Annotated in this window: 24 protein-coding genes; 14 read left to right on the forward strand and 10 right to left on the reverse strand. The window is 57.3% G+C overall.

The window, feature by feature from the left end; genetic code table 11:
- The first annotated feature begins 22 nt into the window (after window positions 1–22).
- On the forward strand, window positions 23–1,366 hold the full coding sequence (locus KO088_RS08510) for a tetratricopeptide repeat protein (RefSeq protein ID WP_251419910.1): 1,344 nt from the start codon (window positions 23–25) through the stop codon (window positions 1,364–1,366).
- Window positions 1,367–1,495: 129 nt separating this feature from the next.
- Here KO088_RS08510 and KO088_RS08515 read toward each other — a convergent pair whose 3' ends face one another.
- The 10 genes from KO088_RS08515 to KO088_RS08560 are packed head-to-tail and all read right to left on the reverse strand — an operon-like array spanning window position 1,496 to window position 9,970.
- Window positions 1,496–2,410 carry a DMT family transporter gene (locus KO088_RS08515; protein ID WP_215494382.1) on the reverse strand — a complete coding sequence of 305 codons (915 nt, stop codon included), beginning with the start codon at window positions 2,408–2,410 and terminating at the stop codon, window positions 1,496–1,498.
- 20 nt (window positions 2,411–2,430) lie between these two features.
- Window positions 2,431–3,435, reverse strand: coding sequence for an adenosylcobinamide-phosphate synthase CbiB (gene cbiB, locus KO088_RS08520; protein WP_215494383.1), 1,005 nt, complete (start codon window positions 3,433–3,435; stop codon window positions 2,431–2,433).
- A 9-nt stretch (window positions 3,436–3,444) separates the two neighbouring features.
- Entirely contained in the window at window positions 3,445–3,804 is a 360-nt protein-coding gene (locus KO088_RS08525) for a DUF488 domain-containing protein (protein WP_215494384.1), read from the reverse strand.
- A 12-nt stretch (window positions 3,805–3,816) separates the two neighbouring features.
- Window positions 3,817–5,640: a cobalt-precorrin-5B (C(1))-methyltransferase CbiD gene (cbiD, locus tag KO088_RS08530; RefSeq protein ID WP_215494385.1), complete on the reverse strand. Its 1,824-nt coding sequence runs from the start codon at window positions 5,638–5,640 to the stop codon at window positions 3,817–3,819.
- Between the two features lie 21 nt (window positions 5,641–5,661).
- Window positions 5,662–6,138 (reverse strand): 2-amino-4-hydroxy-6-hydroxymethyldihydropteridine diphosphokinase, encoded by a 477-nt coding sequence (gene folK, locus KO088_RS08535; RefSeq protein ID WP_215494386.1) that lies wholly within the window; start codon window positions 6,136–6,138, stop codon window positions 5,662–5,664.
- Window positions 6,139–6,155: 17 nt separating this feature from the next.
- On the reverse strand, window positions 6,156–7,217 hold the full coding sequence (gene queA / locus KO088_RS08540; protein ID WP_215494387.1) for a tRNA preQ1(34) S-adenosylmethionine ribosyltransferase-isomerase QueA: 1,062 nt from the start codon (window positions 7,215–7,217) through the stop codon (window positions 6,156–6,158).
- Between the two features lie 17 nt (window positions 7,218–7,234).
- Window positions 7,235–7,966, reverse strand: a complete 732-nt coding sequence (gene truB, locus KO088_RS08545; RefSeq protein ID WP_215494388.1) for a tRNA pseudouridine(55) synthase TruB — start codon at window positions 7,964–7,966, stop codon at window positions 7,235–7,237.
- A 3-nt stretch (window positions 7,967–7,969) separates the two neighbouring features.
- Window positions 7,970–8,803 carry an undecaprenyl-diphosphatase UppP gene (gene uppP / locus KO088_RS08550; RefSeq protein ID WP_215494389.1) on the reverse strand — a complete coding sequence of 278 codons (834 nt, stop codon included), beginning with the start codon at window positions 8,801–8,803 and terminating at the stop codon, window positions 7,970–7,972.
- Window positions 8,803–9,048, reverse strand: coding sequence for a DUF3098 domain-containing protein (locus KO088_RS08555; RefSeq protein WP_215494390.1), 246 nt, complete (start codon window positions 9,046–9,048; stop codon window positions 8,803–8,805). Before KO088_RS08555 ends, uppP begins: the two co-directional genes overlap by 1 nt.
- A 43-nt stretch (window positions 9,049–9,091) precedes the next feature.
- Window positions 9,092–9,970, reverse strand: coding sequence for a cell division protein FtsX (locus KO088_RS08560; RefSeq protein WP_215494391.1), 879 nt, complete (start codon window positions 9,968–9,970; stop codon window positions 9,092–9,094).
- Between the two features lie 479 nt (window positions 9,971–10,449).
- Between KO088_RS08560 and nspC the strand changes: the two genes are divergently transcribed.
- The 13 genes from nspC to KO088_RS08625 form a co-directional block, all read left to right on the forward strand.
- Window positions 10,450–11,598, forward strand: coding sequence for a carboxynorspermidine decarboxylase (gene nspC / locus KO088_RS08565; RefSeq protein WP_215494392.1), 1,149 nt, complete (start codon window positions 10,450–10,452; stop codon window positions 11,596–11,598).
- A gap of 36 nt (window positions 11,599–11,634) precedes the next feature.
- Window positions 11,635–12,588 carry a signal recognition particle-docking protein FtsY gene (gene ftsY, locus KO088_RS08570; RefSeq protein WP_009432317.1) on the forward strand — a complete coding sequence of 318 codons (954 nt, stop codon included), beginning with the start codon at window positions 11,635–11,637 and terminating at the stop codon, window positions 12,586–12,588.
- Complete coding sequence (rimO, locus tag KO088_RS08575; RefSeq protein WP_215494393.1) at window positions 12,585–13,892, forward strand: 30S ribosomal protein S12 methylthiotransferase RimO; 1,308 nt, start codon at window positions 12,585–12,587, stop codon at window positions 13,890–13,892. The genes ftsY and rimO overlap by 4 nt, the downstream gene beginning before the upstream one ends.
- Window positions 13,893–13,895: 3 nt before the next feature.
- A complete protein-coding gene (locus KO088_RS08580; protein ID WP_215494394.1) occupies window positions 13,896–15,275 on the forward strand; it encodes a LysM peptidoglycan-binding domain-containing protein in 1,380 nt (459 codons plus the stop codon).
- A gap of 55 nt (window positions 15,276–15,330) precedes the next feature.
- Window positions 15,331–16,323, forward strand: coding sequence for an AAA family ATPase (locus KO088_RS08585; protein WP_215494395.1), 993 nt, complete (start codon window positions 15,331–15,333; stop codon window positions 16,321–16,323).
- Window positions 16,324–16,437: 114 nt separating this feature from the next.
- Window positions 16,438–17,322: a DUF58 domain-containing protein gene (locus tag KO088_RS08590; RefSeq protein WP_044114668.1), complete on the forward strand. Its 885-nt coding sequence runs from the start codon at window positions 16,438–16,440 to the stop codon at window positions 17,320–17,322.
- 7 nt (window positions 17,323–17,329) lie between these two features.
- Entirely contained in the window at window positions 17,330–18,319 is a 990-nt protein-coding gene (locus tag KO088_RS08595) for a hypothetical protein (protein WP_215494396.1), read from the forward strand.
- Window positions 18,316–19,302: a vWA domain-containing protein gene (locus KO088_RS08600; RefSeq protein WP_044114147.1), complete on the forward strand. Its 987-nt coding sequence runs from the start codon at window positions 18,316–18,318 to the stop codon at window positions 19,300–19,302. The genes KO088_RS08595 and KO088_RS08600 overlap by 4 nt, the downstream gene beginning before the upstream one ends.
- A gap of 4 nt (window positions 19,303–19,306) precedes the next feature.
- Entirely contained in the window at window positions 19,307–20,335 is a 1,029-nt protein-coding gene (locus KO088_RS08605; RefSeq protein ID WP_215494397.1) for a VWA domain-containing protein, read from the forward strand.
- A complete protein-coding gene (locus KO088_RS08610; protein WP_009432354.1) occupies window positions 20,325–21,071 on the forward strand; it encodes a tetratricopeptide repeat protein in 747 nt (248 codons plus the stop codon). Before KO088_RS08605 ends, KO088_RS08610 begins: the two co-directional genes overlap by 11 nt.
- Window positions 21,072–21,076: 5 nt before the next feature.
- Complete coding sequence (locus tag KO088_RS08615; protein ID WP_251419912.1) at window positions 21,077–22,852, forward strand: BatD family protein; 1,776 nt, start codon at window positions 21,077–21,079, stop codon at window positions 22,850–22,852.
- Window positions 22,853–22,862: 10 nt separating this feature from the next.
- A complete protein-coding gene (locus KO088_RS08620; protein WP_215494399.1) occupies window positions 22,863–23,627 on the forward strand; it encodes a tetratricopeptide repeat protein in 765 nt (254 codons plus the stop codon).
- Window positions 23,628–23,635: 8 nt separating this feature from the next.
- Window positions 23,636–24,460, forward strand: an 825-nt coding sequence (locus tag KO088_RS08625) for a phosphatase PAP2 family protein (protein ID WP_251419914.1), incomplete at its 3' end; no start/stop codon positions are given.

A 24,460-nucleotide genomic window follows, 5' to 3' on the forward strand; every position in this document is an offset into this window, starting at 1 on the left:
ACACACTAACACCTAAATGAAGATGAAGAAATTAGTTTGTGCCATCGCCGTAGGTCTCCTGACCTCCGCTGGAGCTTTCGCTCAGGTTGCTAATGTCAAGTCTGCTGAGAAGATCGCTTCTTCAGACAAGCCAGACCTCGCCGAAGCTCGCCGCCTCATCACCGAAGCTCTCGCTAACGATGAGACGAAGAATGACCCCTATACGTGGTATGTAGCTGGTCTGATCGAAAACAAGGCTTACACCGAAGGCTTCAAGCAGGCTGCTATCGACCAGAACGCTGACCGTACGGCTATGTACACGGCGCTCACCGCCTCTGTGCCTTCTTGGCTCAAGGTCTATGAGCTCGAAAGCCAGCCCAACGATAAGGGTAAGGTCAACCTCAAGTACACGAAGAAGCTCCAGGAAGTCCTGCACAACGACTACCTCCAGCTCTTCAACGGGGGCGCTTGGTTCCTCCAGAGCAACAAGTACGCTGAGGGCGTCGACGCTCTCGAGAAGTTCCTCGACGTGAAGAAGGCTCCTCTCTTCGCTGAAGACAAGGATGTCGCTGCTATCGACTCCAACGCGATGAACGCAGCTTACTATGCTATCGGTGCTGCCAGCTCGCTGAAGGACTATGACCGCGTCATCTCCCTCTACAACCGCTTCGGTTCCTTCGCTCTCAACCCCAAGGATATCCATCAGTGGGTTATCTCTGCTTACTTCGCTAAGCAGGACACTGCAGGTGCTATCCCTGTCCTCGTCGAAGCTGTCAAGGCTTCTCCTGAAGAGCCTTACTTCCTCGTAAACCTTGTCACCGCCTACCAGAAGGCTGGTAAGGGCGCTGAGGCTAACAAGGTCCTCGACGATCGTATCGCTGCTAATCCTAACGATGCTACGGCTCTCCTCGTCAAGGGTTCGCTCGCAGAAGAAAAGGATCTCAAGGAAGCTCTCCAGTGGTACTACAAGGCTGCTAAGGCTGATGCCAACAACGCTAACGCTGTAGTCTACCTCGGTGCTGGCCTCTACACGGCTGCTGCTAAGATCTACGAGAACACGAATGTCACGGCTGCTATGGCCAAGACGGCTGATGACCTCCTCCGTGCTGCAGTACCTGTTCTCGAGATCGCTTACAAGACGCGCCCTGACAACATCAAGGCTATGCTCAGCAGCATCTACTATCAGCTCAAGATGAACGACAAGCACGATGCTATCGAAGCTGGCACGCTCAACGTAGATGGTGCTACGCTGCCTGACATCACGGGTCTCCTTCAGGGGCTTGACCTCACCGTCACAAAGGCTGCTCCCGCTGCAGTCGAAGAGCCTGCTGCACAGCCTGCTCAGAAGACCACGACGAAGAAGGCTCCTGCTAAGCGTCGCAAGTAATCCTCCGCGGATTCCTTAGAATATAAAAGGTTCAGCCCCCACATCCTCCGGTAGGATGTGGGGGCTGACTTTTTGTGCTTATACACTCTGTGTATGGTAGCACTTCATTTCTTGAAGCCTTGGCGATCCTTAGCCTTTCTGCCTCGAGCGGGAGATGGCGACCAGCCACACCCCGCTGAAGATGAGTGCTACGGCAAGGGCATGTGTGAGCGTGAAGACTGCCAGACCCAGCGTGACGCTTACTACGACAGCTACCAGCGGCTGCATATAGTTGTACATGCTCACTACTGTTGGGCGGAGTGTGCGCTGCCCATTGATCATCAGTAGGTAGCTGACAAAGGTACCGAAGAAGACTACGTAGCCGACCTCCAGGAGGGTACGCGTCGAGAGGGCTGCGACATCTGTCTTCAGGGCTTCGCTCGCCGTGAAGGGGAGTAGAAGGAGGGTAGCCCAGAGGAACATCCACTTATTCACTGTGAAGACGGAGTACTTCTTCGCGAGCTTCCCGAAGATCGTGAGGTAGAGGGCATAGGATACTTGCCCAGCGACGCAGAGTAGGTCACCGCGTATATCACCCAGCTGGAGCGAGGAGCCCGAGGCTTGCATGCTGGTCCAGATGAGTAGGAGCGCGCCGCAGCAGCCGAGAGCTACACCCAGTGCCTTCTTGCGGGTGATGGGCTCCTTGAGGATCAGTGCCGAGAGGATGAGGGCAAAGATCGGCATCGTCGTAGTCACGATACCGGCATTCACTGGGCTGGTGAGGCTGAGTCCAATGGTGAAGCAGCACTGATTGCATACGAGTCCGAAGACAGCTGCGCCGACGAAGAGAAGCTTATCCCGCTTCGCTACGTGCTCCCGTGGGGCAAAGAGTGAGGCGATCCAGAAGAGGATAGCTCCGCCTAATACTCGGCAGGAGACGAGGGTGATACCGCTGATACCATGTAGGAGAGCATCCTTTCCGAGTGGAGCCATAAGCCCCCAGCACACGGCAGCTCCCAGGAGGCTAAGGTGGGCTGCCAGAGGATGCTGTTTCGTTGTATTCATTAATAGATGATCGCGAGGTACTAAAGGTACCAGATGATGAGCATGATGAGGAGGAGGCGCAAGAGAAGGGATAGACCGAGGGCCAGCCACTCCGTACGCTGGGTGATCTGTATGGCATGCTGCAGATCTTCGTCGCTTAGTTCGCGCCCGACCTCACCGATATAGGGCTTGTCGACGACTTCGCCGAAGTAGTCGTGAGGCCCACCGAAGCGGCAGCCGAGGACGAGTGCCAGTGCTGCCTCGGGGTAACCTGAGTTGGGGCTGAGATGGCGCTTGCCGTGCTGGAAGGTCTTGCGAAGGAGATCTAGTCGCCCTGCTGCGATGAGCATCAGTATAGCCGTTGTACGCGAGGGGATGAGGTTCACCAGATCATCGAGCTTGGCGGAGAAGAAGCCATAGGCACGATAGCGCTCATTGAGGTAGCCGACCATCGAGTCTTGTGTATTGATCATCTTATAGGTGAGTATGCCAGGTGTGCCGAAGAAGCTCCAGGAGAGCATAGGGCCTACGACGCCGTCGCTGAGGTTCTCGGCGAGTGTCTCCAGCGCTGCTGTGCGGATCTCCTGGGCAGATAGCGCGCCTGTGTCTCTCCCGACGATGCGCCCGACTTGCTTACGCCCAGCCTCCAGCGAGACGGAGAGTGCGGAGAAGACCCCCTTCACCTCCGTGACCAGAGTCTTGCCTGAGAGCATGTAGAAGATGCAGATCGTAGAGGGTAGTGCAATGGTTAGGAGGAGGAAGTGCCCGAAGTAGAGGTCTCCCAGATAGTAGTTGATCGCAGCACCAAGCAGGAGGAAGGCAAAGGTGAGGAGCGGGAGGAAGAAGGTAAAGCAGACCAAGCTCCCGTTGTAGAGGAAGCCCTTGAGTCGGCGTGACGTCCCGTTATTCAGATGCTTTTCTCCGAAGCCAATGAGGCGACCGAAGAACACGATGGGGTGGCCAAGGCGCATCGGATCTCCCAGTACCCGATCCATCAGGAAGCCGAGGACAAGAGGAAGCGTGAAGATGAGGATGGGGTAGACCATAGAGATGGATTACAGACGCGATAGGAGAGTCTCGAGGTAGGCACGCAAGACGAGTGGGTGGCAGTGAGCTTCGTCGTGCGCTGCATAGACGAGGGTGATCCGCTCTTCATCCTTGTGACGAGCGAGGAATTCCGCGGGCGCAGTTGAGCCCTCCAGCTCGGTACGATAGTCACGGGCGAACTCCTCCCAGCGGGCTGGATCGTGACCAAACCACTGGCGAAGCTCCGTCGAGGGAGCTAAGTCCTTAGCCCATTCGTCCAGATGCGCTCGCTCTTTACTGAGGCCACGAGGCCAGAGACGATCAACGAGTACGCGATAGCCGTCGGTGGCTTCGGCAGGTTCATAGGCTCGTTTGAGTAGTAGTTCCATAGGGATGTCTCTTTATCTCTTGTCTAAGAAGTCGTGAGGATAGGTGTAGCGAATATTGCCGTCGTCATCGATGAGAAGCAGAGAGAGCTCGCTCTTGGGGACGAGCTTCGCAGCTGCTTCGTAGCAGGCGTCGAGGACGCGGAGCATGAAGCGCTCGAGGTCGTCCGGGGCGAGTCCCGTCCACAGCTCACGAGCCAGCGTCAGGCCGTCGATGAGGGTATGAGTGGCTTCGCTACAGCCAGCATCATTAGCCATCTGGTGCATGAAGTCCTTGTTCATGACGACCTTGCGGCTATGCGTGTCGAGGTTGCCTTCGGCGAGCTTGACCGCCTTGCCGAGCATGATCCCCATATAGATCTTGGGGATGGAGAGGAGGGCGAGCTTCTCGAGGGTCTCTCCGATGAAGTTGCCGTACTGCACGAAGGACTGGAAGGGTAGCTCGGGGAAGGCACTCTTGAGGTACTTCTCACTCTTGGCTCCCGAGTTGATGACGATGGTATCTGCTCCGAGAGCTACGGCGACATCGGCTTGGCGAACGATGGAGGCCACGAAGGCTTCTGACGAGAAGGGCTTGACGACGCCCGAGGTGCCGACGACGGAGATCCCGTCCTTGATACCGAGACGGGGGTTGAAGGTCTTCGGGGCAAGCTCTCTTCCTGCAGGGATACTGACGGTGATATCGACACCTCCGGTAGGGTAGTGACGACGGACGATCGTCTCCATCATCGCGCGTGGTGTCTTATTGATCGCAGGCCCTCCGATCTCCAGTCCCAGCCCAGGGAGCGTGACGACGCCGACGCCCTCGCCCTGGAGGAAGCGGATGCCCTCATGCTCCGTGGTGAGGACGACCTCGGAGCAGATCTCGGTGAGGTGCGTGACATCGGGGTCATCGCCCGAGTACTTGCGTGCCATGGCCTTGTAGCCCAGCTCGGTCTTCTCCACACGCTCTACGGGGAGCTTCACCTCTTCGCCCGAGGGAAGGAGGATAGCAGCCTCTGTCAGCACCTCCCCCTCGTGGAGGAGGGCATGCAGGGCTGCAGCTGTCGCTGCCGTCGCAGTGCTTCCTGTGGTGAAGCCCGTCTTCAGCGGGAAGAAGTCGGGGCAAAGGCGCTCGATAGCCTTACGCAGGCCTACGGGACCGTAGACGTACTCGTAGTGCTCGGGGAGTGCAGGGCGGGTGATCATGTAGACGGGTACACCAGCGGCGAGGGCTGGAGCGATCTTCTCCTCGAAGAAGCCACTCTCGCCACTCTCCTTCGTGATCACAGCGTCGGGCTGTATCTCGTCGAAGAGCGCCTGATCTTCGCCCTCATGGAAGTAACGTATATGGCTGAAGGGGAACCCCGCAGCCTTGGCCTTCTCCTTCGAGTCATCTCGATCGAGGATACGGAAGAAGCTCTCATGCTTCTCCCAGAAGGGCTTGAGTGGGGCGATGGTATTCACGCCCGTCAGAGCAAGAAGTCTGTGACAGGGCTGTGCCTCCAGCTTCTTGATCATCTCCTCGTAGCTCGCGCATTCGATGACCTTCCCGGTGCGCTCGCTGTACTTGCGCTCGTAGCGGAGGACGGGGATGCCGAGCTCGGCTGTCACCTCTCCGATGGTCTTGTGGAGGACGGCGGCGAAGGGATGGGCGGCGTCGACGACGAGGTGGATATCCTTCTCGCGGATGAAGTCACGCATGACCTCGTGTGTCATGGCGCCCGAGACACGCTCGCCGTGGACGAGGTCTACCTCTTGGAAGGCCCCCTTGGTGGAGTAATAGTATTCTTTGCCGGACTCGTCGAGGACGGAGCTGACGATGCGGCCCTCGGTCGTACCTCCGAAGATTAGGATCATAAGTTTGGCTTGGGGTAGTGGTTAGCTTAGGCGACTGCGAAGCTCGGTATAGAGCTCTTCGATAGAGCGGCCTAAGAGGGGATGAATAAACTCTGGAGCGATCTCACAAAGGGGCTCCAGCACGAATAGTCGCTCTGTGAGGAGCGGATGGGGGAGGGTCAAGCGCTCACTCTCGAGGATGAGATCGTCATAGAAGAGTAGATCGATATCTATGGGGCGATCGTGGTAGTGCCCTGCCACGCTCTTGCGCTGACGACCGAGCTGCCGCTCGATCTCTTGGGTGCGGTCGAGTACCTCCAGTGGGGAGAGCGACGTGGTGAGTACGAGCGCGGTATTGAGGAAGGGGTGGGGACTCTCAAAGCCCCACGGCTCCGTCTCGATGAATGTAGCGATGCCACCGACCGTCCCGATGAGGCGGTCGATGGCATCTATGGCTTGATGTAGGAGTGCTTCACGATCACCCTCGTTGCTACCGAGAGAGAGGTACAGCTGAGGCATGAGGCGCTTCCGTCAGATTAGTCGATGATGAGCATAGCGTCACCGTAGGCACCGAAGCGGTACTTCTCCTTGATAGCGATGGAGTAGGCGCGCATAGTCTCTTCGTAGCCCCCGAAGGCTGCGGTCATCATCAGCAGGATGGACTTCGACATGTGGAAGTTCGTCACCAGAGCATTGGGGACGTTGAAGTCGTAGGGGGGGAAGATGAACTTGCTCGTCCAGCCGTCGAAAGCCTTGAGGTGACGCTGTGTACCCGATGCCGTCTCCATAGCGCGGAGTACGGAGGTGCCGACGGCACAGATGTTCTGCCCTGCAGCGCTGGCAGCATTGACGATGGTGCAGGCTTCCTCTGGGATGATCATCTGCTCGCTCTCCATCTTGTACTTGGTGAGGTCCTCGACGTCGATCTCGCGGTAGTTGCCCTGCCCGTTGTGCACGGTGATGAAAGCCTTGCGGATATCCTTGATCTCCATACGCAGGAGGAGCTCACGGCTGAAGTGGAAGCTGGCAGCAGGCCCTACGACAGCGCCTTCGTTCTTCGCGAAGAGTGACTGATAGCGCTGGGCATCTTCACTGTTGGGGCTGCGGTTCATATACTTGGGCAGAGGCGTCTCACCCATGGCGTGCAGCAGCTCACGGAACTCCTCTTGCGAGCCGTCGAAGAGGAAGCGCAGCGTACGACCACGTGAGGTGGTGTTGTCGATGACTTCGGCTACCAGCTCATCGTTCTTCCCGAAGTAGAGCTTATTGCCGATACGGATCTTACGAGCGGGGTCGACGACGACGTCCCAGAGCTTGAAGGCGGGGTTGAGTTCGCGCAGGAGGAAGACCTCGATCTGAGCACCAGTCTTCTCCTTGTTGCCATACATACGGGCGGGGAAGACCTTCGTATCGTTGAAGACGAAGACGTCATCCTTGCTGAAGTAGTCCAGGATGTCCTTGAAGTGGCGATGCTCGATCTCACCCGTGGAGCGGTGCAGTACCATCAGGCGTGACTCGTCGCGGAAGGTGGTGGGCTTCTTAGCGATGAGCGTTTCGGGGATCTCGATCTCGAAGTGACTTAGCTTAGTATCCTTCATTGTCTATCTCGTAGGGGCTATGGGTTGGAGGGTTCTGTTTCTTCTGTGGGGAGGGCGACGTACTCACGGAGGAAGGCTTGGATATCCTCGACGCGGTAGCAGTCCTCGATGCGGTAGTCTCCGACACGGGTGCGGCGGAGGTCGGTGAGGTGGCCACCCGAGCCGAGGGCCATGCCGATGTCGCGAGCCAGTGCGCGGATGTAGGTGCCCTTGCTGCAGACCACACGGATCTGGATCTGGGGGAGGGCGTAGTCGAGCAGCTCGATCTCGTCGATGACGAGGGTCTTAGCCTTGAGCTCGAAGTCCCTTCCCTTGCGGGCTAAGTCGTAGGCACGGCGGCCATCGACCTTGACCGCTGAGAAGGCGGGAGGCACCTGCTCGATGGTGCCGATGAAGCCCTTGAGGGCCTCTTCGACGGCCTCGCGGGTGATATGCTCTGTGGGGAAGAAGGCATCAGGCTCCGTCTCCATGTCGAAGGTCGGAGTCGTCTGCCCGAGGCGGATGTCTGCGATATACTCCTTGCGCCCAGCCTGCAGCTCGTCGATACGCTTGGTATGCTTGCCGGTGCAGAGGATCATCACGCCGGTGGCGAGCGGGTCGAGTGTACCAGCGTGCCCTACCTTGAGCTTCTTGATACCGAGGTAGCGGCAGGCTTCGCAGCGGAACTTATTGACCAGGCTGAAGGAGCTCCATGTCAGAGGCTTGTCGAGGGCAATCGTTGCCCCCGCGATGAGGTCCAGCTTCTCCATCTATTATCCGAGGGAGATGTTGGCCCCGAGGAGCAGTGCGATAGCTATACCGACCGATAGGATGATGCGGTAGTAGCCGAAGGCGCGGAAGCCGTACTTGGTGACGAAGCTGATGAAGAACTTGATCGCCAGCAGTGCCACAAGGAAGGCTACGACATTCCCGATGAGGAGCGTCTGCCAGTTCTCTTCGAAGACACCTATGCCCAGCTCCTTGTATAGCTTGTAGCCCTTAAGTAGGGTAGCGCCGAACATCGTGGGGACAGCGAGGAAGAAGGAAAACTCAGCTGCCTGACGACGCGTCAAGCCCTGCTGCATCCCCCCGAAGATCGTAGCCATCGAGCGTGAGACGCCAGGCACCATCGCCAGGCACTGGAAGAGCCCGATGATGAAGGCATTCTGTGTCGTCACCTTGCGCTCGGTCTTGCCCGTGAAGATGCGGTCAAAGTAGATCATCAAGATCCCCCCGAGGAAGAGCATCGTGAGCACGACCCAGGTATTGCCGAGGAGGTCATCGATAGTGTCGTTGAAGAGGGCACCGAGGATGGCAGCTGGGATACAACCGATGATCATCAGACCATAGAGACGCCAGCCACCGAGGCTCGTCGTCGGGTCGGGCTTCAGCCCAAAGATGGGGAAGGGAAGGAAGCGACGGAAGTAGTAGACGACGACCGAGAGGATCGCGCCAAACTGGATCATCACCGTGAAGGCCTTCAGATAAGCCGTGCTCTCCATACCGAGGATACCCTCGGTGAGGATCATGTGCCCTGTGGAGGAGACGGGGAGGAACTCCGTGAGCCCCTCGACGAGGGCCAGGATGATGCTCTGTAAGATGGTCATTAGTCTTCCTCCTCCGCTTTCTTCTCTATGGGGCGATCGGCGGGCTTCACTAGAATGGCGTAGACCATGAGGCAGAAGCCGATGAGGCAGACGATGGGAGCCACGACGATGCGGCGGCTACTGAAGATCTCGGGGCTGAAGGCCGTAGGGTCTTCGCTCTGCCCGCCGGACATCAGGATGAAGCCTACGAGGATGAAGAGCGCAGAGAGCGCCATCAGGAGATAATTCTTCTTGCTGTACAGCATGCTTTATACTATATCGTATAGGGATGATAGGGATCGGGGAGGTTTAGATCAAGTGGATCTTACCCTCTTCCATGTGGATGTAGCGGCGGGTCGCACGCCACGAGGAGACGAAGCTGACACATACCCCGACTAAGGGGATAGCGATGATGACCCCGAGGAGGGGTACGCTGGGGCAGAGGCTGAGGAGGCGGTAGCCGAAGGCCTGCTCAGCACCATAGAGGAGTCCACCCAGGAGGGCAAGTGCTAGCAGCGCACCGATGAAGCCCTCGAGGATAGCACGACGGATGAAGGGACGGCCGATGAAGCCTGCCGTAGCACCGATGAGCGAGAGCGTGCGGATACGCATGCGCTGCGAGTAGATGACCAGCCCTGTAGCGGTCGTGATCTGCAGGAAGCTCACCAGCAGGTTGATGCCGAGGAAGACCCAGAGGACGAAGCGGATGGTCTGGAGATTGTTTGACGCAGAGGTCCACTGGCTCTGCTGCTCCTCAAGACCCTCAGCGTTCTTCAGCACGGGATTAGTGGCGATGATTTTCTTGAGGCTATCGGGCTCGGTGTACTCACTCTTGAGATAGACCTTAGCCATGGGCTGCAGGGGATTGTAGCCGAGGATCTTCGTGGGGTCTTCGCCGAGGACATCCGTGAGGCTCTTAGCTGCGCTGTCGGCGGAGATCAGCTCGACGGAGCGGACGTAGGGCAGGGCGCGAAGCTCACTGAGCGTCGCCTCAGTGTTAGCGCCTGGCTCATCGGATAGCTCTACGGAGAAGGATATACGTTCGCGTACCTCCTTGCTCAGTCCCTGCTCCAGGACATAGACGAGACCGAGAGCCCCGAGCATAAAGAGGGTGAAGGTGATGCTTAGGAAGCTGAGGAGCCGTGCATAGCGCAGGGTCGAGGACTGTTTAGCTTTGGGCGCGCCCATATATATTATAGGTATGTATTCTCTATCGATGAGCTGTCGGGCGCACCCTTTACGTATGGACACACCACGTACAATTTGCATGCAAAGATAGATATTCTCAGCATAAGGCTTTGCCTTGCGGAGAAAAAGCTGTGTCCGAGGCGAGATAAACTTGCCTTCTCCCAGAGTAAAAGCCACGGAGTCGTAGTGGAAATCCTTGATCTACGTGCATAGTCCATAGATCTACGTACGTAGTCTATAGGATTTGCGTGCATAGATTTTAAATCCACGTGCGGAGACGAAGGTATCACCATAGTACTTCGCACAGAATTGCTCGCACGGATGGAGGAAGTACTGTGCGGGTTTGCTGGGTATTTCTCTACTCCTCTCAGTGCGTAGGCATTGTAAGCTGTGAACTGTGTCGCGGCGGGCGTAAACGGCGATATTCACTATCTTTGCACCTTACAGATATTATATACATAGCATAAGTATTGACAACGATGAATAAGATGAATAAGACCTCCCTCCCTTCCCCCTGCTACATCCTCGAGGAAGACCTGCTTCGGCGGAACCTTACCCTCATCCGCGACGTAGCTCAGCGGGCGGGCGTGGAGATCATCTTGGCTTTCAAGGCCTATGCGCTCTGGAAGACCTTCCCGATTATCCGCGAGTACGTCCCTCATAGCACGGCAAGCTCTATCTACGAAGCCCAGCTGGCCTACGAGGAGATGGGCGCTAAGGCACATACCTTCAGTCCAGCCTACACTCGTGAGGAGTTCCCCACCATCCTTCGCTACAGCTCGCACGTGACCTTCAATTCGCTGAGTCAGATCGAGCAGATGCGCCCTCTGATGCCGACCGATGGGAGCGTGTCCTTCGGGCTGCGTGTCAACCCCGAGTACTCGGCGGTGGAGACCGACCTGTATAACCCCTGTGCTCCAGGCTCCCGCTTCGGTGTGCCTGCTGCGGAGCTCCCCGAGCTTCCCGAGGGTATTGAGGGCTTCCACTTCCACTCGCTCTGCGAGGGGACGGCGGAGGATCTGGAGAAGACGCTACAGATCATCGAGAAGAACTTCGGACACTTCCTCCCTCGCCTCAAGTGGCTCAATATGGGCGGTGGCCATCTGATGACCCGTCGTGACTACGATGTCGAGCATCTGGTCAGCGTACTGCGCGCCTTCGGTGAGCGCCACACCAATCTGCACCTCATCCTCGAGCCAGGTAGTGCCTTTGGCTGGCAGACGGGTTACCTCACCTCCTCGGTGGTGGATGTCGTGGAGCACCATGGGATCCGCACGGCGATCGTCGATGTGTCCTTCACCTGCCATATGCCTGACTGCCTCGAGATGCCCTACAAGCCCGCTATCCGTGGCGCTCGCACGATGGACGAATATCGCCCCGAGGCGCACAGCTACCGTATCGGCGGTAATAGCTGCCTGAGTGGTGACTTCATCGGCTACTGGGAGTTCGACAAGCCCCTCGAGGTCGGTGATGAAGTGATCTTTGAGGATATGCTTCACTACACGACGGTGAAGACGACGATGTTCAACGGCATCTCCCATCCCAGCATCGCCCTGCGTCGCTGTGACGGCACGATCGAGACGCTGCGTGAGTACACGTATCAAGACTATAAGAGCCGCATGGACTAAGTCCGTATGCGGTACTAAGAAACCACATAGAGAATCATGGGACTATTCGGACTCTTCTCTAAGAAGAAAAAAGAGACGCTTGACGAAGGGCTCTCTAAGACTAAGGAGAATGTCTTCTCCAAGCTCGCACGTGCTGTCGCTGGGCGTAGCACCGTCGATGACTCCGTGCTCGATGAGCTGGAGGACGTCCTCGTGACCAGCGACGTCGGCGTAGAGACGACCCTGAAGATCATCCGCCGTATCGAGGAGCGTGTGGCACGTGACAAGTATGTCTCCACCTCGGAGCTTACGGGTATCCTGCGTAGCGAGATCGCTTCGCTACTCACGGAGAATGGCTCTACCGACGGCGAGAGCTTCGCCCTGCCCGCAGGTAAGAAGCCCTATGTCATCATGGTCGTCGGGGTCAATGGCGTGGGGAAGACCACGACCATCGGTAAGCTCGCCTATCAGTTCAAGCAACAGGGCTACTCGGTGATGCTCGGTGCAGGGGATACCTTCCGTGCCGCGGCTATCGAGCAGCTTGATATCTGGGCTAAGCGCGTCGATGTACCCATCATCCGCCAGCATATGTCGGCTGACCCTGCTTCGGTCGCCTTCGATACGCTGAGCGCCGCAGTGAAGGCTGGTACGGATGTCGTGATCATCGACACCGCAGGCCGTCTGCACAACAAGGTTGGGCTGATGAACGAGCTGACGAAGATCCGTCGTGTGATGCAGAAGGTCGTACCTGATGCTCCCGATGAAGTGCTCCTCGTACTCGACGGCTCGACGGGGCAGAACGCCTTCGAGCAGGCCAAGCAGTTCACCGCTGCTACCGAGGTCAATGCGCTGGCGATCACCAAGCTCGATGGCACGGCCAAGGGCGGTGTGGTCATCGGTATCTCTGACCAGTTTAAGATCCCCGTGAAGTATATCGGGCTGGGGGAAGGTATAGAAGACCTCCAGCTCTTCAGAAAGAAAGAATTTGTTGACTCCCTATTCGGAGAATGAGAAAGAACCAAGTAGATGTAATTACCCTGGGGTGCTCCAAGAATCTTGTCGACTCTGAGCAGCTCATCCGCCAGTTCCTGGCAAACGGCTATGTCGTGCACCACAACTCCGGTGCCGTCAATGGCGAGATCGTCGTACTCAACACCTGTGGCTTCATCGGTGATGCGCAGGAGGAGTCTATCAATATGATCTTGAAGATGGTCGAGGCCAAGAAGACGGGCCGTATCGGGCAGGTCTATGTCATGGGCTGTCTGACGGAGCGCTTCATGGATGAGCTCAAGGCCGAGATCCCCGAGGTGGACGGCTACTATGGGAAGTTCAACTGGAAGAACCTCCTGACGGACTTAGGTAAGGCTTACCACAATGATCCGCTTGGGGGCAATCGTAGTATCACGACGCCCGCGCACTACGCTTATATGAAGATCTCCGAGGGCTGCAATCGCAGCTGCTCGTACTGCGCCATCCCCATCATCACGGGGAAGCACAAGTCCCGTCCAATGGAGGACCTCGTCACAGAGGCCCAGTCACTCGTGGCTTCGGGTGTCAAGGAGATCCAGCTCATCGCCCAGGACTTGACCTTCTATGGACTCGATATCTATAAGAAGAATAGCCTTGCCGAGCTCCTACAGCGTCTCTCCGACGTGCAGGGACTGGAGTGGCTTCGCCTGCACTATGCCTATCCCGCGGACTTCCCCCGTGAGATCCTCTCTGTGATGCGTGAGCGCGAGAATATCTGCAACTACCTTGATATCGCCCTCCAGCATATCAGCGACCCGATGCTCCGTGCTATGCGTCGCCGTGTGACGAAGGCCGAGACCTATGATCTCCTGCGCTATATGCGTGAGGAAGTGCCAGGGATCCACCTGCGTACGACCCTTATGACGGGTCACCCAGGGGAGACAGAGCAGGACTTCGAGGAGCTCCTGCAGTTCGTCCGTGATATCCGCTTCGATCGTATGGGTGCCTTCGTCTACTCGCATGAGATGGGGACCTATGCCCACGAGACCTACGCTGATGATATCCCTCTTGAGGTGAAGCAGGAGCGTATGGACCGCCTGATGTCGACTCAGGAAGAGATCGCAGCAGAGCTGAATGTGGCGAAGATCGGCCGCACCTTCAAGACGCTTATCGACCGCAATGAAGAAGAGTACTTCGTCGGTCGTACCGAATATGATTCACCCGAGGTAGACCAAGAGGTCCTGATCTCGAAGCAGGATGCTCCCAACCTCCAGGTGGGGAACTTCTACCCTGTGAAGATCACCTCGGCAGATACCTTTGACCTATACGGCCAGCTGGCCCAGTAAGAGATGCTACAGGAGGAACTTTGGTACGTACGCCTCGCGGAGCTCTCCGCTGTGCAGCTGGAGACTTCGCAGCAGCTCTGGCGCGCCCTCTGCCAGCAGATAGAGCAGCGCCTCTTGTCGGGGCTGTCGCTGACCTTCCCCGAGATCGGGGAGTGGAAGCTTGAGGAGCATAGAGAGTATGTCGCCCGTACAGCAGACGGTAAGCAGTGGCTCATCCCACCACGCTTGACGCTTGGGCTACGTCCCGTAGAAGATCGTGGCGTGACCAGCCTCTCCATCGACCTCCTACGTGATGCCCTCGCAGAGGCTACCTATGTGTCGGCCGAGCAGGTCGCTACGTGGCTCCGCGCTATCCCCACGCTCTGGCGAGCGCTCTATGATGAGGGCATTCAGATCGTCTGGGCTGGCCTCGGGAGCTTTACGCCGATCACGTCGGAGTCGGGCGAGCGGAGTGGCTATCGCTTCCTCCCATCCGAGGCGCTCTGTGCTGCGCTGAATAAGCCCTTCAGTATGTTTGCACCCGTAGAGGTCGCCCCGTCTCCTTCGAGCCCTGATCTGGACCTTCGTGAGATTGACCAGCTGGATCAGCTGACGAAGGTCGAGCCTATTGAGGTGCTCTTTGCTCCTCGTGAGACTATTCAGGAGGAGGTAGTTACACCTCCCGTAGTAGAGGAGGTGGTAGAGCCTGTGGTGACAGAAGAGTCGCAGCAGCCCGAGTCACCAGCAGTTGTCGTCGAGGAAGAAATCCTCCCAGCTCCCGCAGACGAAGCGCCTATCGAAGCTCCTCAGCCCGCTCCCTCTACCGCTGTGACGGCGCCCGTAGAGGAAGATCCCTTCGTTGACCAAGAGGCTCATCCCCGTATGCTGGTATGGGTATTCGTAGCGCTGGGTATAGCGATGGCTTTCTGTCTCTTCATCTATCTCCTCTCTATACAGCCCGAGCTGGAGATGAAGGACAAGGCTTCAGCTGCAGTGGAGGCTGTCCAGCCTAGTCCAGCTCCAGTCGTGCCAGCTGTACCCGCACAGACCATAGACGAGACTGACACCCTACAGACGACTTCTATCGCGACTCAAGAGGAGGCTACCTCATCCGTAGCACCTTCTGAAGCAGTCGTTTCTACCGCCTCTTCACAGGCTGAGACCATTGAGCGTGTGCGCCTTCGTCCAGGGGATCGCCTCTCCCGCTTGGCACTGAAAAAGTATGGGAATAAGGCCTTCTGGGTCTACATCTACGAGGAGAATAGAGCCCAGCTCAAGGACCCCGATAATATCCCTGTAGGAGCGGTCATAACGCTGCCCGCAGCCTCTAAGTATGAGATAAATGCAGGCGATACGAATTCAATCAACCGGGCGTTGGTACTACAGCGCTCTTTACATCGGTAGATGAGGCGTATCGTATAGCATATTTTAGATAGACAGATAAACGTAATAGAACCATATGGAATCCGTAGACATCCGCGCACTCACCGCCGAGATTGAGCGCCGTAGCCTCCTTATTGAATCCCTGCGTACAGGTATGCATCAGGCGATCGTGGGGCAGAGCCACCTGATCGACTCGCTGCTCATCGGCCTCCTCTCTGGGGGGCATATCCTCCTCGAAGGGCTCCCTGGGCTGGCCAAGACCTTGGCGATCAAGACGCTCTCGCAGCTCATCAGCGCTGACTACAAGCGTATCCAGTTCACTCCAGACCTCCTGCCTGCTGACGTCGTGGGTACCCTAATGTACAGCCAGAAGCAAGAGGACTTCTCCGTGAAGAAGGGACCTATCTTCTCTAACTTCATCCTCGCGGACGAAATCAACCGTGCCCCAGCTAAGGTGCAGAGCGCCCTGCTTGAGGCCATGCAGGAGCATCAGGTGACTATCGGTGATGAGACCTTCAAGCTCCCCAATCCCTTCCTCGTCATGGCGACGCAGAACCCCATCGAGCAGGAGGGTACTTACCCCCTCCCCGAAGCTCAGGTAGACCGCTTCATGCTCAAGGTCCTGATCTCCTACCCTAAGAAGGAGGAAGAGGCTCAGATCATCCGCCAGCAGATCCGCCCCGAGAGCCAGCAGATCCGCCCCGTCGTCAGTATCGCTGATATCCTGGAGCTGCGTCGTCTGGCAGCCGAGGTCTACATCGATGAGAAGATCGAGCGCTACATCGTGGATATCGTCTTCGCTACGCGTCAGCCCGCTGACTATGGACTGGAGAACTTCAAGTCATTCATCTCCTTCGGTGCTTCACCCCGTGCTTCGATCAATTTGGCACTGGCTGCCCGCTCCTATGCCCTCATGAAGGGCCGTGGCTACGTCATCCCCGAGGATGTACGTGCGGTATGCTATGATGTGCTGCGCCACCGTATCGGGCTCTCCTATGAGGCCGAAGCCCAGGATCTGACCTCTGATGAGCTCATCAAGGAGATCCTGAATCGTGTCGAGGTACCTTAGTCGGCAGAGAGTGGTGCTTCCCCTCTTTGACGAAGCTCCATAGCCGATGTGTCCCTATACCATATATATATGGTGGTGTAGGGGAGTGACGAACTTAGCACGATAAGCAGCATAATGAAATCCAAACTTCAGCCCTCCGACCTCCTACGCAAGGTACGCCGCATCGAGATCAAGGCCCGTGGCCTCTCGGAGCAGGTCTTTGCGGGGCAGTACCAGTCCGCCTTCCGAGGACGAGGTATGGCCTTTAGCGAGGTACGTGGCTATCAGATAGGCGATGACGTGCGTGACCTGGACTGGAATGTCACGGCACGCTATGCTCACCCCTTCGTCAAGGTCTTTGAGGAGGAGCGTGAGCTGACCGTGATGCTCCTGGTCGATATGACAGGGAGTACGGACTTTGGTACCCGCGTCGAGACCAAGCGCGAGCTCAATGCCGAGATCGCAGCGACCCTGGCCTTCTCCGCAATACAGAATAATGACAAGGTCGGTGCGATCTTCTTCACCGACCAAGTCGAGCTCTTCATCCCTGCAAGAAGTGGGCGCAAGCATATCCTCTATCTGATACGTGAGCTCTTGAGCTTCGAGCCGCAGCGCCGTGCTACGGACCTCAATGTGCCTCTGAAGTATCTCAATCAGCTCATCAAGCGCCGCTGTACGGCCTTCCTCATCTCCGACTTCTATCACTGGGGCGAGGACTACCGTCAGACGCTCTCCCTCACAGCTCGTCGCCACGACCTCGTGGCTATCCGTACCTACGACGAAGGGGCTCTGGAGCTCCCACGTATGGGGCTCCTTCGCCTCTACGATGCGGAGACGGGGCAGGAGCGCTGGGTCGATACCTCTTCACGCCGAGTGGCTCGTATCTATGCCGAGCGTGTGCGTGAGCAGGAAGAGACCTTCCGTAGCCATTGCCTTCGCTCGGGGGTCGATCACATCGAGGTCGCTACCGACGGAGACTATGTGCCTGAGCTGATCAAACTATTTGGACGTAGATCCTAACCCAACCATGCAGAGACTACGGTATCTATATATCCTCGTACTGGCTCTCCTCGGGCTTGGTGGTCAGGCAGCGGCACAGCGTGTGTCGATCCAGACCCACCTTGACCGCTCCGAGATCCGTATCGGGGAGCGTGCGGCCATCGAGATGACCATCCGCACGGATAACCTCGCTGCCACACGCTTCCACCTTGTCGAAGACTCGACGGGGACGGAGCGCTTCCGCATCTTGGAGTTCGGCGCACTCGATACGATCAATGTCAGTGGGACGATCCAGGAGATCAAGGCGCGAATGATCATCACTTCCTTTGACTCGACGCTCATCACGATCCCTCCGATCGTAGTTGAGACACCCTCGGGGAGTGCTGTCTCCAAGCCCCTTGCCCTCAACGTCATCTCACCCGAGGTTGACCTCGAGCATCCCGATCGCTTCAAGCCCATCCAAGATCCGTGGGACGAACCCTACACGCTGTGGGATATCCTTGTGATCATCTGGACGAGCTGGATCACCTACGTGGTGATCTTCATCGCCCTCGTTCTTCTCTTCATCTACGAGTATAAGCGTAGAGCGGAGTATATGAAGGAGCCCGAGCCTGTCTACCAGCCTCCGACGACTGCCTTCGAGATCTTCCTGCGCCGAGTGGGTGCCCTCAAGGGACTGCGCCTCGAGGATCAGCAAGACTTCAAGCACTACTACTCCGAGCTTACCGGGGCACTGCGCTCTTACCTCGGAGATGTCCTGCACTTCGATGCGCTGGAGAAGACGTCCAGCGAGCTGCTTGATGAACTACAGGCCTATCCTTTGAGTAGCGACTACCGTCGCACGATCGAGAGCCTCTTCAGAGAGGCGGACTTTGTGAAGTTCGCTAAGAGCCTCCCGCTTCGTAGCGAGGCTGAGCAGGTGACTCGCTCTATTCAGGAGCAGACAAAGGCCTTCCACTTAGCATGGCTTGAAGAGCAGGCTAAGCAAGAAGCCGAGAGAAAGGAGGTGGCCGAATGACCTTCCTTCATCCTCAGCTGCTGTGGCTCTTGCTTCTGCTCCCAGCACTCCTCATCATCTATATCGTATGGCGTCGGCGTCAGCAGGCCTCGCTCCGTGTGCCTTCGCTTCTCTTCATCAGCGGTGTACGTGGCGGCCTTCGTGTCTACCTGCGTCACGTGCTCTTTGCCCTGCGTCTCCTTGCCTTGGGCTTGATCATCGTGGCCTTGGCGCGCCCTCAGAGCTCCTCATCATGGAGTGAGGATCGTGTCGAGGGGATCGATATTATGCTCACCATGGACATCTCGACGAGTATGCTGGCGATGGACTTCCAGCCCAACCGCGTCGAGGCTGCCAAGGAGGTGGCTATGCGCTTCATCGCCAATCGCCCGAATGATAATATCGGCCTCGTCGTCTTCGCTGGTGAGAGCTTCACGGCTTGTCCGCTGACGCAAGACCATGCGACCCTTATCAATCGTCTTCGGGAGATGACGACGGGTATCATCGCTGACCAGACGGCTATCGGCTCGGGGCTTGCCACGGCTATCAGTCGCCTCAAGGACAGCAAGACCAAGAGTAAGGTCATCATCCTGCTGACGGATGGTGCCAACAATACGGGGAATATCTCTCCGAAGATGGCTGCTGATCTGGCGAAGACCTTTGGCATATCGATCTATACGATCGGCGTAGGCTCGGGAGCTGGTGAGGCACCCTATCCCATACAGACCCCGCTCGGTACGGTCGTGCGCAATATGCCTGTCGACCTTGATGAGCCCACGATGCAGCAGATAGCTGATGTCTCTGGCGGGGCTTACTTCCGTGCCACGGACAATGAGTCGCTCGCTGCGATCTACAAGAAGATCGATCAGCTGGAGAAGACCAAGCTCTCGACGCGGAACTATCATACGACCTACGAGGAGTTCTTCATCTTCGTCCTCGCCGCAGCCTTCCTCCTTCTCTTAGAGTATCTCCTGCGCTCGACGATCCTACGCACCAATCCGTAAGACGATGAATATCCATTTCCATTCACCCGAATACCTCTACCTACTCTTTGCGCTCCTGCCGCTCTTGGCTCTATCGCTCTTCGCCTATTGGCGACGTCGTCAGATGCTCAAGCGCTTTGCCGACAAGGAGCTGGGGCAGGCTCTTGCACCTCTGGCTTCGGGGAAGAAGTACGTATTACGTGACCTCTTGCTCCTTATAGCGGGCGCACTCATGATCGTCGTCTTGGCTCGTCCACAGCTGGCGGGTAGTAGCGACCAGGGGACAGATGACAAGGGTATCGAAGCGATGATCTGCCTTGATATCTCGAACTCCATGCTTTGTCAGGACGTGGCTCCCAGCCGACTGGACTTTGCTAAGCGCTCCATCTCTCGCCTCTTAGAGAATATGCGCTCGGACCGTGTGGGGCTGATCGTCTTTGCGGGAAGCGCCTTTGTGCAGCTCCCGATCACTACGGACATCGCTACAGCTCAGGACTTCCTCTCCGATATTTCGCCCGATATGCTCTCGGACCAAGGGACGGCTATTGGTCAAGCTATCATGCTTGCTCGTCAGTCCTTCTCCGACCGCAAGGATCTGGGGAAAGCGATCATCGTCCTGACGGATGGTGAGGACTTCGAGGACAATGCCACCGAGGCTGCGAAGGATGCAGCGAAGGCTGGTATCCATATCAATGTAGTAGGTATTGGTACCGACAAGGGGGGGCCTATCCCTACATCAGAAGGTAACCTCACCGATGACTCGGGGAATATGGTCGTCACCCGCTTCAATCCCGAGATGTGTCAGCAGATCGCTGATGCTGGTGCGGGTATCTTCGTCTCCTCAACCTCACAGTCTACCGTCGTCAAGGAGGTAGAGAAGCAGCTGGAGGAGCTCCCACGCGCTTCGATCTCCTCACGGTCGGGCAATGGTGCCGCAGAGGCCTTCGAGCCTTGGCTCTGGGCAGCGCTGGTGCTGCTCGTCGTCGAGTTCTTCATTATGGGACGCAAGAATAAGTTCCTCATCCGTCATAATATCTTCGGTCATGAGAAGTAAGATTGCCATCCTCTATCTTGTTCTCCTTGTGCTGGGCGGCTCTTCGCTCTATGCTCAGGGGCTCAAGTCCTATATACGCCGCGCCAATAAGCTCTATCAAGCTAAGGACTATGCGGGAGCTACGCAGGAGTACCGCCGTGCCTTGCTCCGTGACAGTCTCTCAGGTAAGGCGAACTTCGGTATATCAGCAGCTGCCTACGGGCAGGGACGCTATGACGAAGCTAAGGACTATCTGGAGCGTGCTGCCCAAGATCCGCGTCTCACGCCACGTCAGCAGGCTGGTGTCCTGCACAACCTCGGTAATGTGGCGATGCAGAAGAAGGACTATCAGAGTGCCGTCCAGTCCTATGAGGAAGCCCTGATCCGCAATCCCGAGGACGACAATACGCGCTACAACCTTGCCCTGGCGCAGAAGCTCCTGCAGCAGCAGAACAAGAATAATAAGTCGCAGAGCCAGCAGGGCCAAGATCAGAATAAGGATAAGGACAAGGATAAGCAGAAGCAAGATCCCAAGCAGGACCAGCAGAAGGATCAGAATAAGCCTGACCAGAAGCCCCAGCAGGGGAAGGATAAGCAGGGCCAGCCCAATGAGCAGCGCTCCGGAGAGCTCTCGAAGGAGCAGGCTGAGCAGATCCTCCGCTCCTTCCGCACCGATGACGATAAGACGCGTCGTCGTGTAGAGCAGGAGCAGCGTCAGCAGCAGAATAGTAGTAATAAGAATAAGAAGAGATGGTAATCTCGATGAAGTCAGTAGCCTTCGTAGGGCGCACCCTTGCCCTATTCCTCTGCCTCCTCATCTTGCCGCTTGGGCTTAGGGCTCAGGTGGTACGTGTCGAGGTGCCGCAGACTGTAGTCCAGGGAGCATCGTTCCAGCTCAGCTATACTTACTCAGGTAGTGAGGACTTCGAGCGTGTCACGGAGCCAAAGGTCGCAGGCCTGCAGGTCCTCTATGGCCCCGCTCGCCAGCAGATGAGTAGCTTCCAGAGTGTCAATGGACGCAATAGCTCGACCTCCTCGGTGAGCCTCACCTACACCCTTATGGCAGAGCGTACGGGGAGCATCACGATCCCGGCTGCTACGGCTACCATCGGAGGTAAGCGTGTCAATGTCCATGGTGCCACGGTGCGCGTCCTCCCTCCCGATAAGAATGCTCCAGCAGGTCGCTCTCAGTCTGGTGGGGCTACTACTACGGGTAGCTACTTCTTCCGCGCGCTTCCTGGGGCTACAGTCGTCTATGAGAAGCAGGCCTTCCCCATACGCTACAAGCTCTATGCGACGACGGAGTTTGATATCAACTCCTTCGAAGCCCCCCAATATGATGGCTTCCTCTCCGAGAAGCAAGCCGATGATGGCCGTCGTCAGCTCCAGCTCGAGACCTACCAAGGGCGTAACTATCGTACGGTAGATATCCTCAGTGAGGTGCTCTTCCCTCAGCGAAGTGGTACACTCACCATCCCCTCTTCTAAGATCGGTATCCGTGTCCCCGTGCCTCAGGCCAGTGACGATCCCTTCTTTGGCTCGGCGGTACTTGCTGACCGCACGGTGGAGTCAGCTCCAGTGACCATCCAGGTGCGCCCACTCCCCACGGAGGGGCAGCCCAAGGACTTCTCTGGTGCCGTCGGCTCCTTCCGCATGCGTGCCGAGCTCCTCACGAAGAGCCCTAAGACGAATGAGTCGGTGACGATTCGCCTGACACTCGAGGGTACGGGCAACCTCAAGCAGGTCATCAGCCCTGCGATAGCCTTCCCTCAGGACTTTGAGGTCTATGATCCGAAGGAGACGTATGAGGAGAAGGTCTCCGCTACCGAGGTCTATGGCAAGAAGATCATCGAATACTTCGCCATCCCTCGTCGTACCGGCTCGGTGACGATCCCTGCACTGACCTTCTCATACTTCGACCCGAAGCTGGGGCGCTATGAGACGCTCCGCTCCCAGACCTTCTCGCTGAATGTGGCTCAAGGCCCAGAGACAGCGTCGGATGATCGCGGTAGTCTCCGCCAGCAGGAGCAGCTCCTGCGTCAGCTTCATGACACCGAAGGGGTCTCCGCTCCTAAGGGTCTTCGCTGGGCGACGAGCTGGAGCTATCTTCTGCTCTTCCCCCTCATCGCACTCCTCGGCTTCATCGCCTATCTCGTCATCGCTCGCCAGCGTGGTCTGCGTGCTGACAGCTTGGGCTACAAGGCCTCGCGTGCCAGCTCGGTGGCTACTAAGCGCCTGCGCACGGCTCATAAGCTCCTCAAGGCAGGTAAGCGTGATGCCTTCTACGAAGAGGTGCTACGTGCACTCTGGGGCTATCTCGGAGATAAGCTCCGTCTGCCTGTCTCGGAGCTGAGTCGTAGCTCGGTCTCTGAGATCCTGCGCACTCGTGGGCTGGATGAGGAGACGATCACGCGCCTCACTCAGGTCATCGATGAAGTTGAGTTCGCCCGCTATGCTCCCGCTAAGGAGGGGGATATGCAGGCGCTGTATGATACAGCTGCTGAGGTCATTGGCGCTATCGATAGTCACAAGCTTTAGCCCCCTTACTATGCGTACGATATTTCTTTCCCTACTTTGCTTGATCTCGACGCTCCACCTCGGGGCTACCGAGAAGGCGGAGATCTCTGTCGATAGTCTCTTCGCAGCGGGGCGCTACCGTGAGGCAGCTGCCGCTCTCGAGGCGGAGATCAAGACCTCTGGCGAAAGCTCCACACGCTATGCCAACCTCGGTAACTGCTACTATCTACTGGGTGACCTCGGGCATGCGGTGCTGAGCTATGAGCGTGCTACGCTCTTGGACCCTCGTGACAAGGCGATTGCCGAGGCGCGTGCTGTCCTCATCAAGAAGACCATAGATAAGCTCCCCGATGCGGAGAGCTGGTTCACACTTACGGGGGCTAAGGTCGCCTATGCCCTGCCACTCACCGTACTCCTCCCGCTTGCCCTTGTGCTCTTTGCTCTGGCTATCGGCTCTTGCGTAGCCTTTGCTCTGGGGCGCACACGCCGTGGTAAGCGTATCGCCTTCTATACGGCGCTGGGGAGCTTCGTCCTGACGGCCTTTGTCGGGGCGCTGATCCTACACTGGGTGTATGCCGAGCGCTCGGCTCGAGAGAAGGCTGTCATCACGCAGCCCGAGGTAAACGTCTACTCCTCCCCCAGTGGGAAGGGGACGGTCAAGACCCAGCTGCATGAGGGTACGCGCCTTCGTCTGGTCGGTAAGTCCGTAGGCGAATACCAGCAGTTCTCACTGGGCGATGGTACAGATGGCTGGATCGCCTCGAGTGCTATTGAGCCTATTGTAGCTCCCAAGTAAATACTCCTATGACGCCTCCCTTCCTGCCGGGCGAGGTCGCCCTACTGCGCGCTATCAATGGAGCGCATTCGCCCTTCTGGGATGCAGCGATGTTCCTCATCTCCAACGTAGGGGCGTGGACCTTCCCTGCGATAGCTCTCCTGATCTTCCTCTTCTATCGCCGTCCGAAGAGTGAGGCTGTCCTCCTTCTGCTGATGGTGGGGCTGTGTGTGGCGCTGGGAGATGTCCTAAGCTCGACGCTGGCAAAGCCCTTCTTTGAGCGTCTACGTCCCACGCATACGCCTTGGCTGCAGGAGAGCCTGCACTATGTCTATGGCTATCACGGGAAGCTCTATGGCTTCTTCTCGGGACACTCGGCGAACTATACCGCAGTGGCTACCTTCCTCTGCTTGACCTTCAGAGACCGACGCTTCACGGCGGTACTCTCGCTCTTAGTTGCCTGGGTCGTCTACAGCCGTATGTATATCGGAGCGCACTTCTTCTCTGACTGCCTTGTGGGTATCCTTGTAGGCCTTGCCGTGGGCTATGGTGTCTACCGTCTGTACCTCTACATCCGAGGACGAGTCCTTGCCACGGGTTATCGTGCCCTGCAGGAGATCTATCACGAGGGGATGCTTGCGCTGGTCTGTGCGCTCTGGATCTCTATCCCCGTCACGCTGATGATGGCAGTGCAAGTCACGCGGATCCTACGTATGGTCGGGGCTTTTATAATCCGCAAAACGAAGCGTGCGGCACATCGCAAACGAAGCGTACACCCCCACACACCGCTGAGAAGAAACGAAGCGTCACATTTTCGGGGAATATACCAAGGGCGTTCGGCAACCATCCGAACG

The sequence above is a fragment of the Porphyromonas bobii genome (assembly GCF_943169685.1).
Taxonomy (GTDB): Bacteria; Bacteroidota; Bacteroidia; order Bacteroidales; family Porphyromonadaceae; genus Porphyromonas; species Porphyromonas pasteri.

Coding starts and splice junctions, on each gene's coding strand:
- KO088_RS08510 (WP_251419910.1), top strand. CDS start 23: ATGAAGAAATTAGTTTGTGCCATCGCCGTAGGTCTCCTGACCTCCGCT.
- KO088_RS08515 (WP_215494382.1), bottom strand. CDS start 2,410: ATGAATACAACGAAACAGCATCCTCTGGCAGCCCACCTTAGCCTCCTG.
- cbiB (WP_215494383.1), bottom strand. CDS start 3,435: ATGGTCTACCCCATCCTCATCTTCACGCTTCCTCTTGTCCTCGGCTTC.
- KO088_RS08525 (WP_215494384.1), bottom strand. CDS start 3,804: ATGGAACTACTACTCAAACGAGCCTATGAACCTGCCGAAGCCACCGAC.
- cbiD (WP_215494385.1), bottom strand. CDS start 5,640: ATGATCCTAATCTTCGGAGGTACGACCGAGGGCCGCATCGTCAGCTCC.
- folK (WP_215494386.1), bottom strand. CDS start 6,138: ATGCCTCAGCTGTACCTCTCTCTCGGTAGCAACGAGGGTGATCGTGAA.
- queA (WP_215494387.1), bottom strand. CDS start 7,217: ATGAAGGATACTAAGCTAAGTCACTTCGAGATCGAGATCCCCGAAACG.
- truB (WP_215494388.1), bottom strand. CDS start 7,966: ATGGAGAAGCTGGACCTCATCGCGGGGGCAACGATTGCCCTCGACAAG.
- uppP (WP_215494389.1), bottom strand. CDS start 8,803: ATGACCATCTTACAGAGCATCATCCTGGCCCTCGTCGAGGGGCTCACG.
- KO088_RS08555 (WP_215494390.1), bottom strand. CDS start 9,048: ATGCTGTACAGCAAGAAGAATTATCTCCTGATGGCGCTCTCTGCGCTC.
- KO088_RS08560 (WP_215494391.1), bottom strand. CDS start 9,970: ATGGGCGCGCCCAAAGCTAAACAGTCCTCGACCCTGCGCTATGCACGG.
- nspC (WP_215494392.1), top strand. CDS start 10,450: ATGAATAAGATGAATAAGACCTCCCTCCCTTCCCCCTGCTACATCCTC.
- ftsY (WP_009432317.1), top strand. CDS start 11,635: ATGGGACTATTCGGACTCTTCTCTAAGAAGAAAAAAGAGACGCTTGAC.
- rimO (WP_215494393.1), top strand. CDS start 12,585: ATGAGAAAGAACCAAGTAGATGTAATTACCCTGGGGTGCTCCAAGAAT.
- KO088_RS08580 (WP_215494394.1), top strand. CDS start 13,896: ATGCTACAGGAGGAACTTTGGTACGTACGCCTCGCGGAGCTCTCCGCT.
- KO088_RS08585 (WP_215494395.1), top strand. CDS start 15,331: ATGGAATCCGTAGACATCCGCGCACTCACCGCCGAGATTGAGCGCCGT.
- KO088_RS08590 (WP_044114668.1), top strand. CDS start 16,438: ATGAAATCCAAACTTCAGCCCTCCGACCTCCTACGCAAGGTACGCCGC.
- KO088_RS08595 (WP_215494396.1), top strand. CDS start 17,330: ATGCAGAGACTACGGTATCTATATATCCTCGTACTGGCTCTCCTCGGG.
- KO088_RS08600 (WP_044114147.1), top strand. CDS start 18,316: ATGACCTTCCTTCATCCTCAGCTGCTGTGGCTCTTGCTTCTGCTCCCA.
- KO088_RS08605 (WP_215494397.1), top strand. CDS start 19,307: ATGAATATCCATTTCCATTCACCCGAATACCTCTACCTACTCTTTGCG.
- KO088_RS08610 (WP_009432354.1), top strand. CDS start 20,325: ATGAGAAGTAAGATTGCCATCCTCTATCTTGTTCTCCTTGTGCTGGGC.
- KO088_RS08615 (WP_251419912.1), top strand. CDS start 21,077: ATGAAGTCAGTAGCCTTCGTAGGGCGCACCCTTGCCCTATTCCTCTGC.
- KO088_RS08620 (WP_215494399.1), top strand. CDS start 22,863: ATGCGTACGATATTTCTTTCCCTACTTTGCTTGATCTCGACGCTCCAC.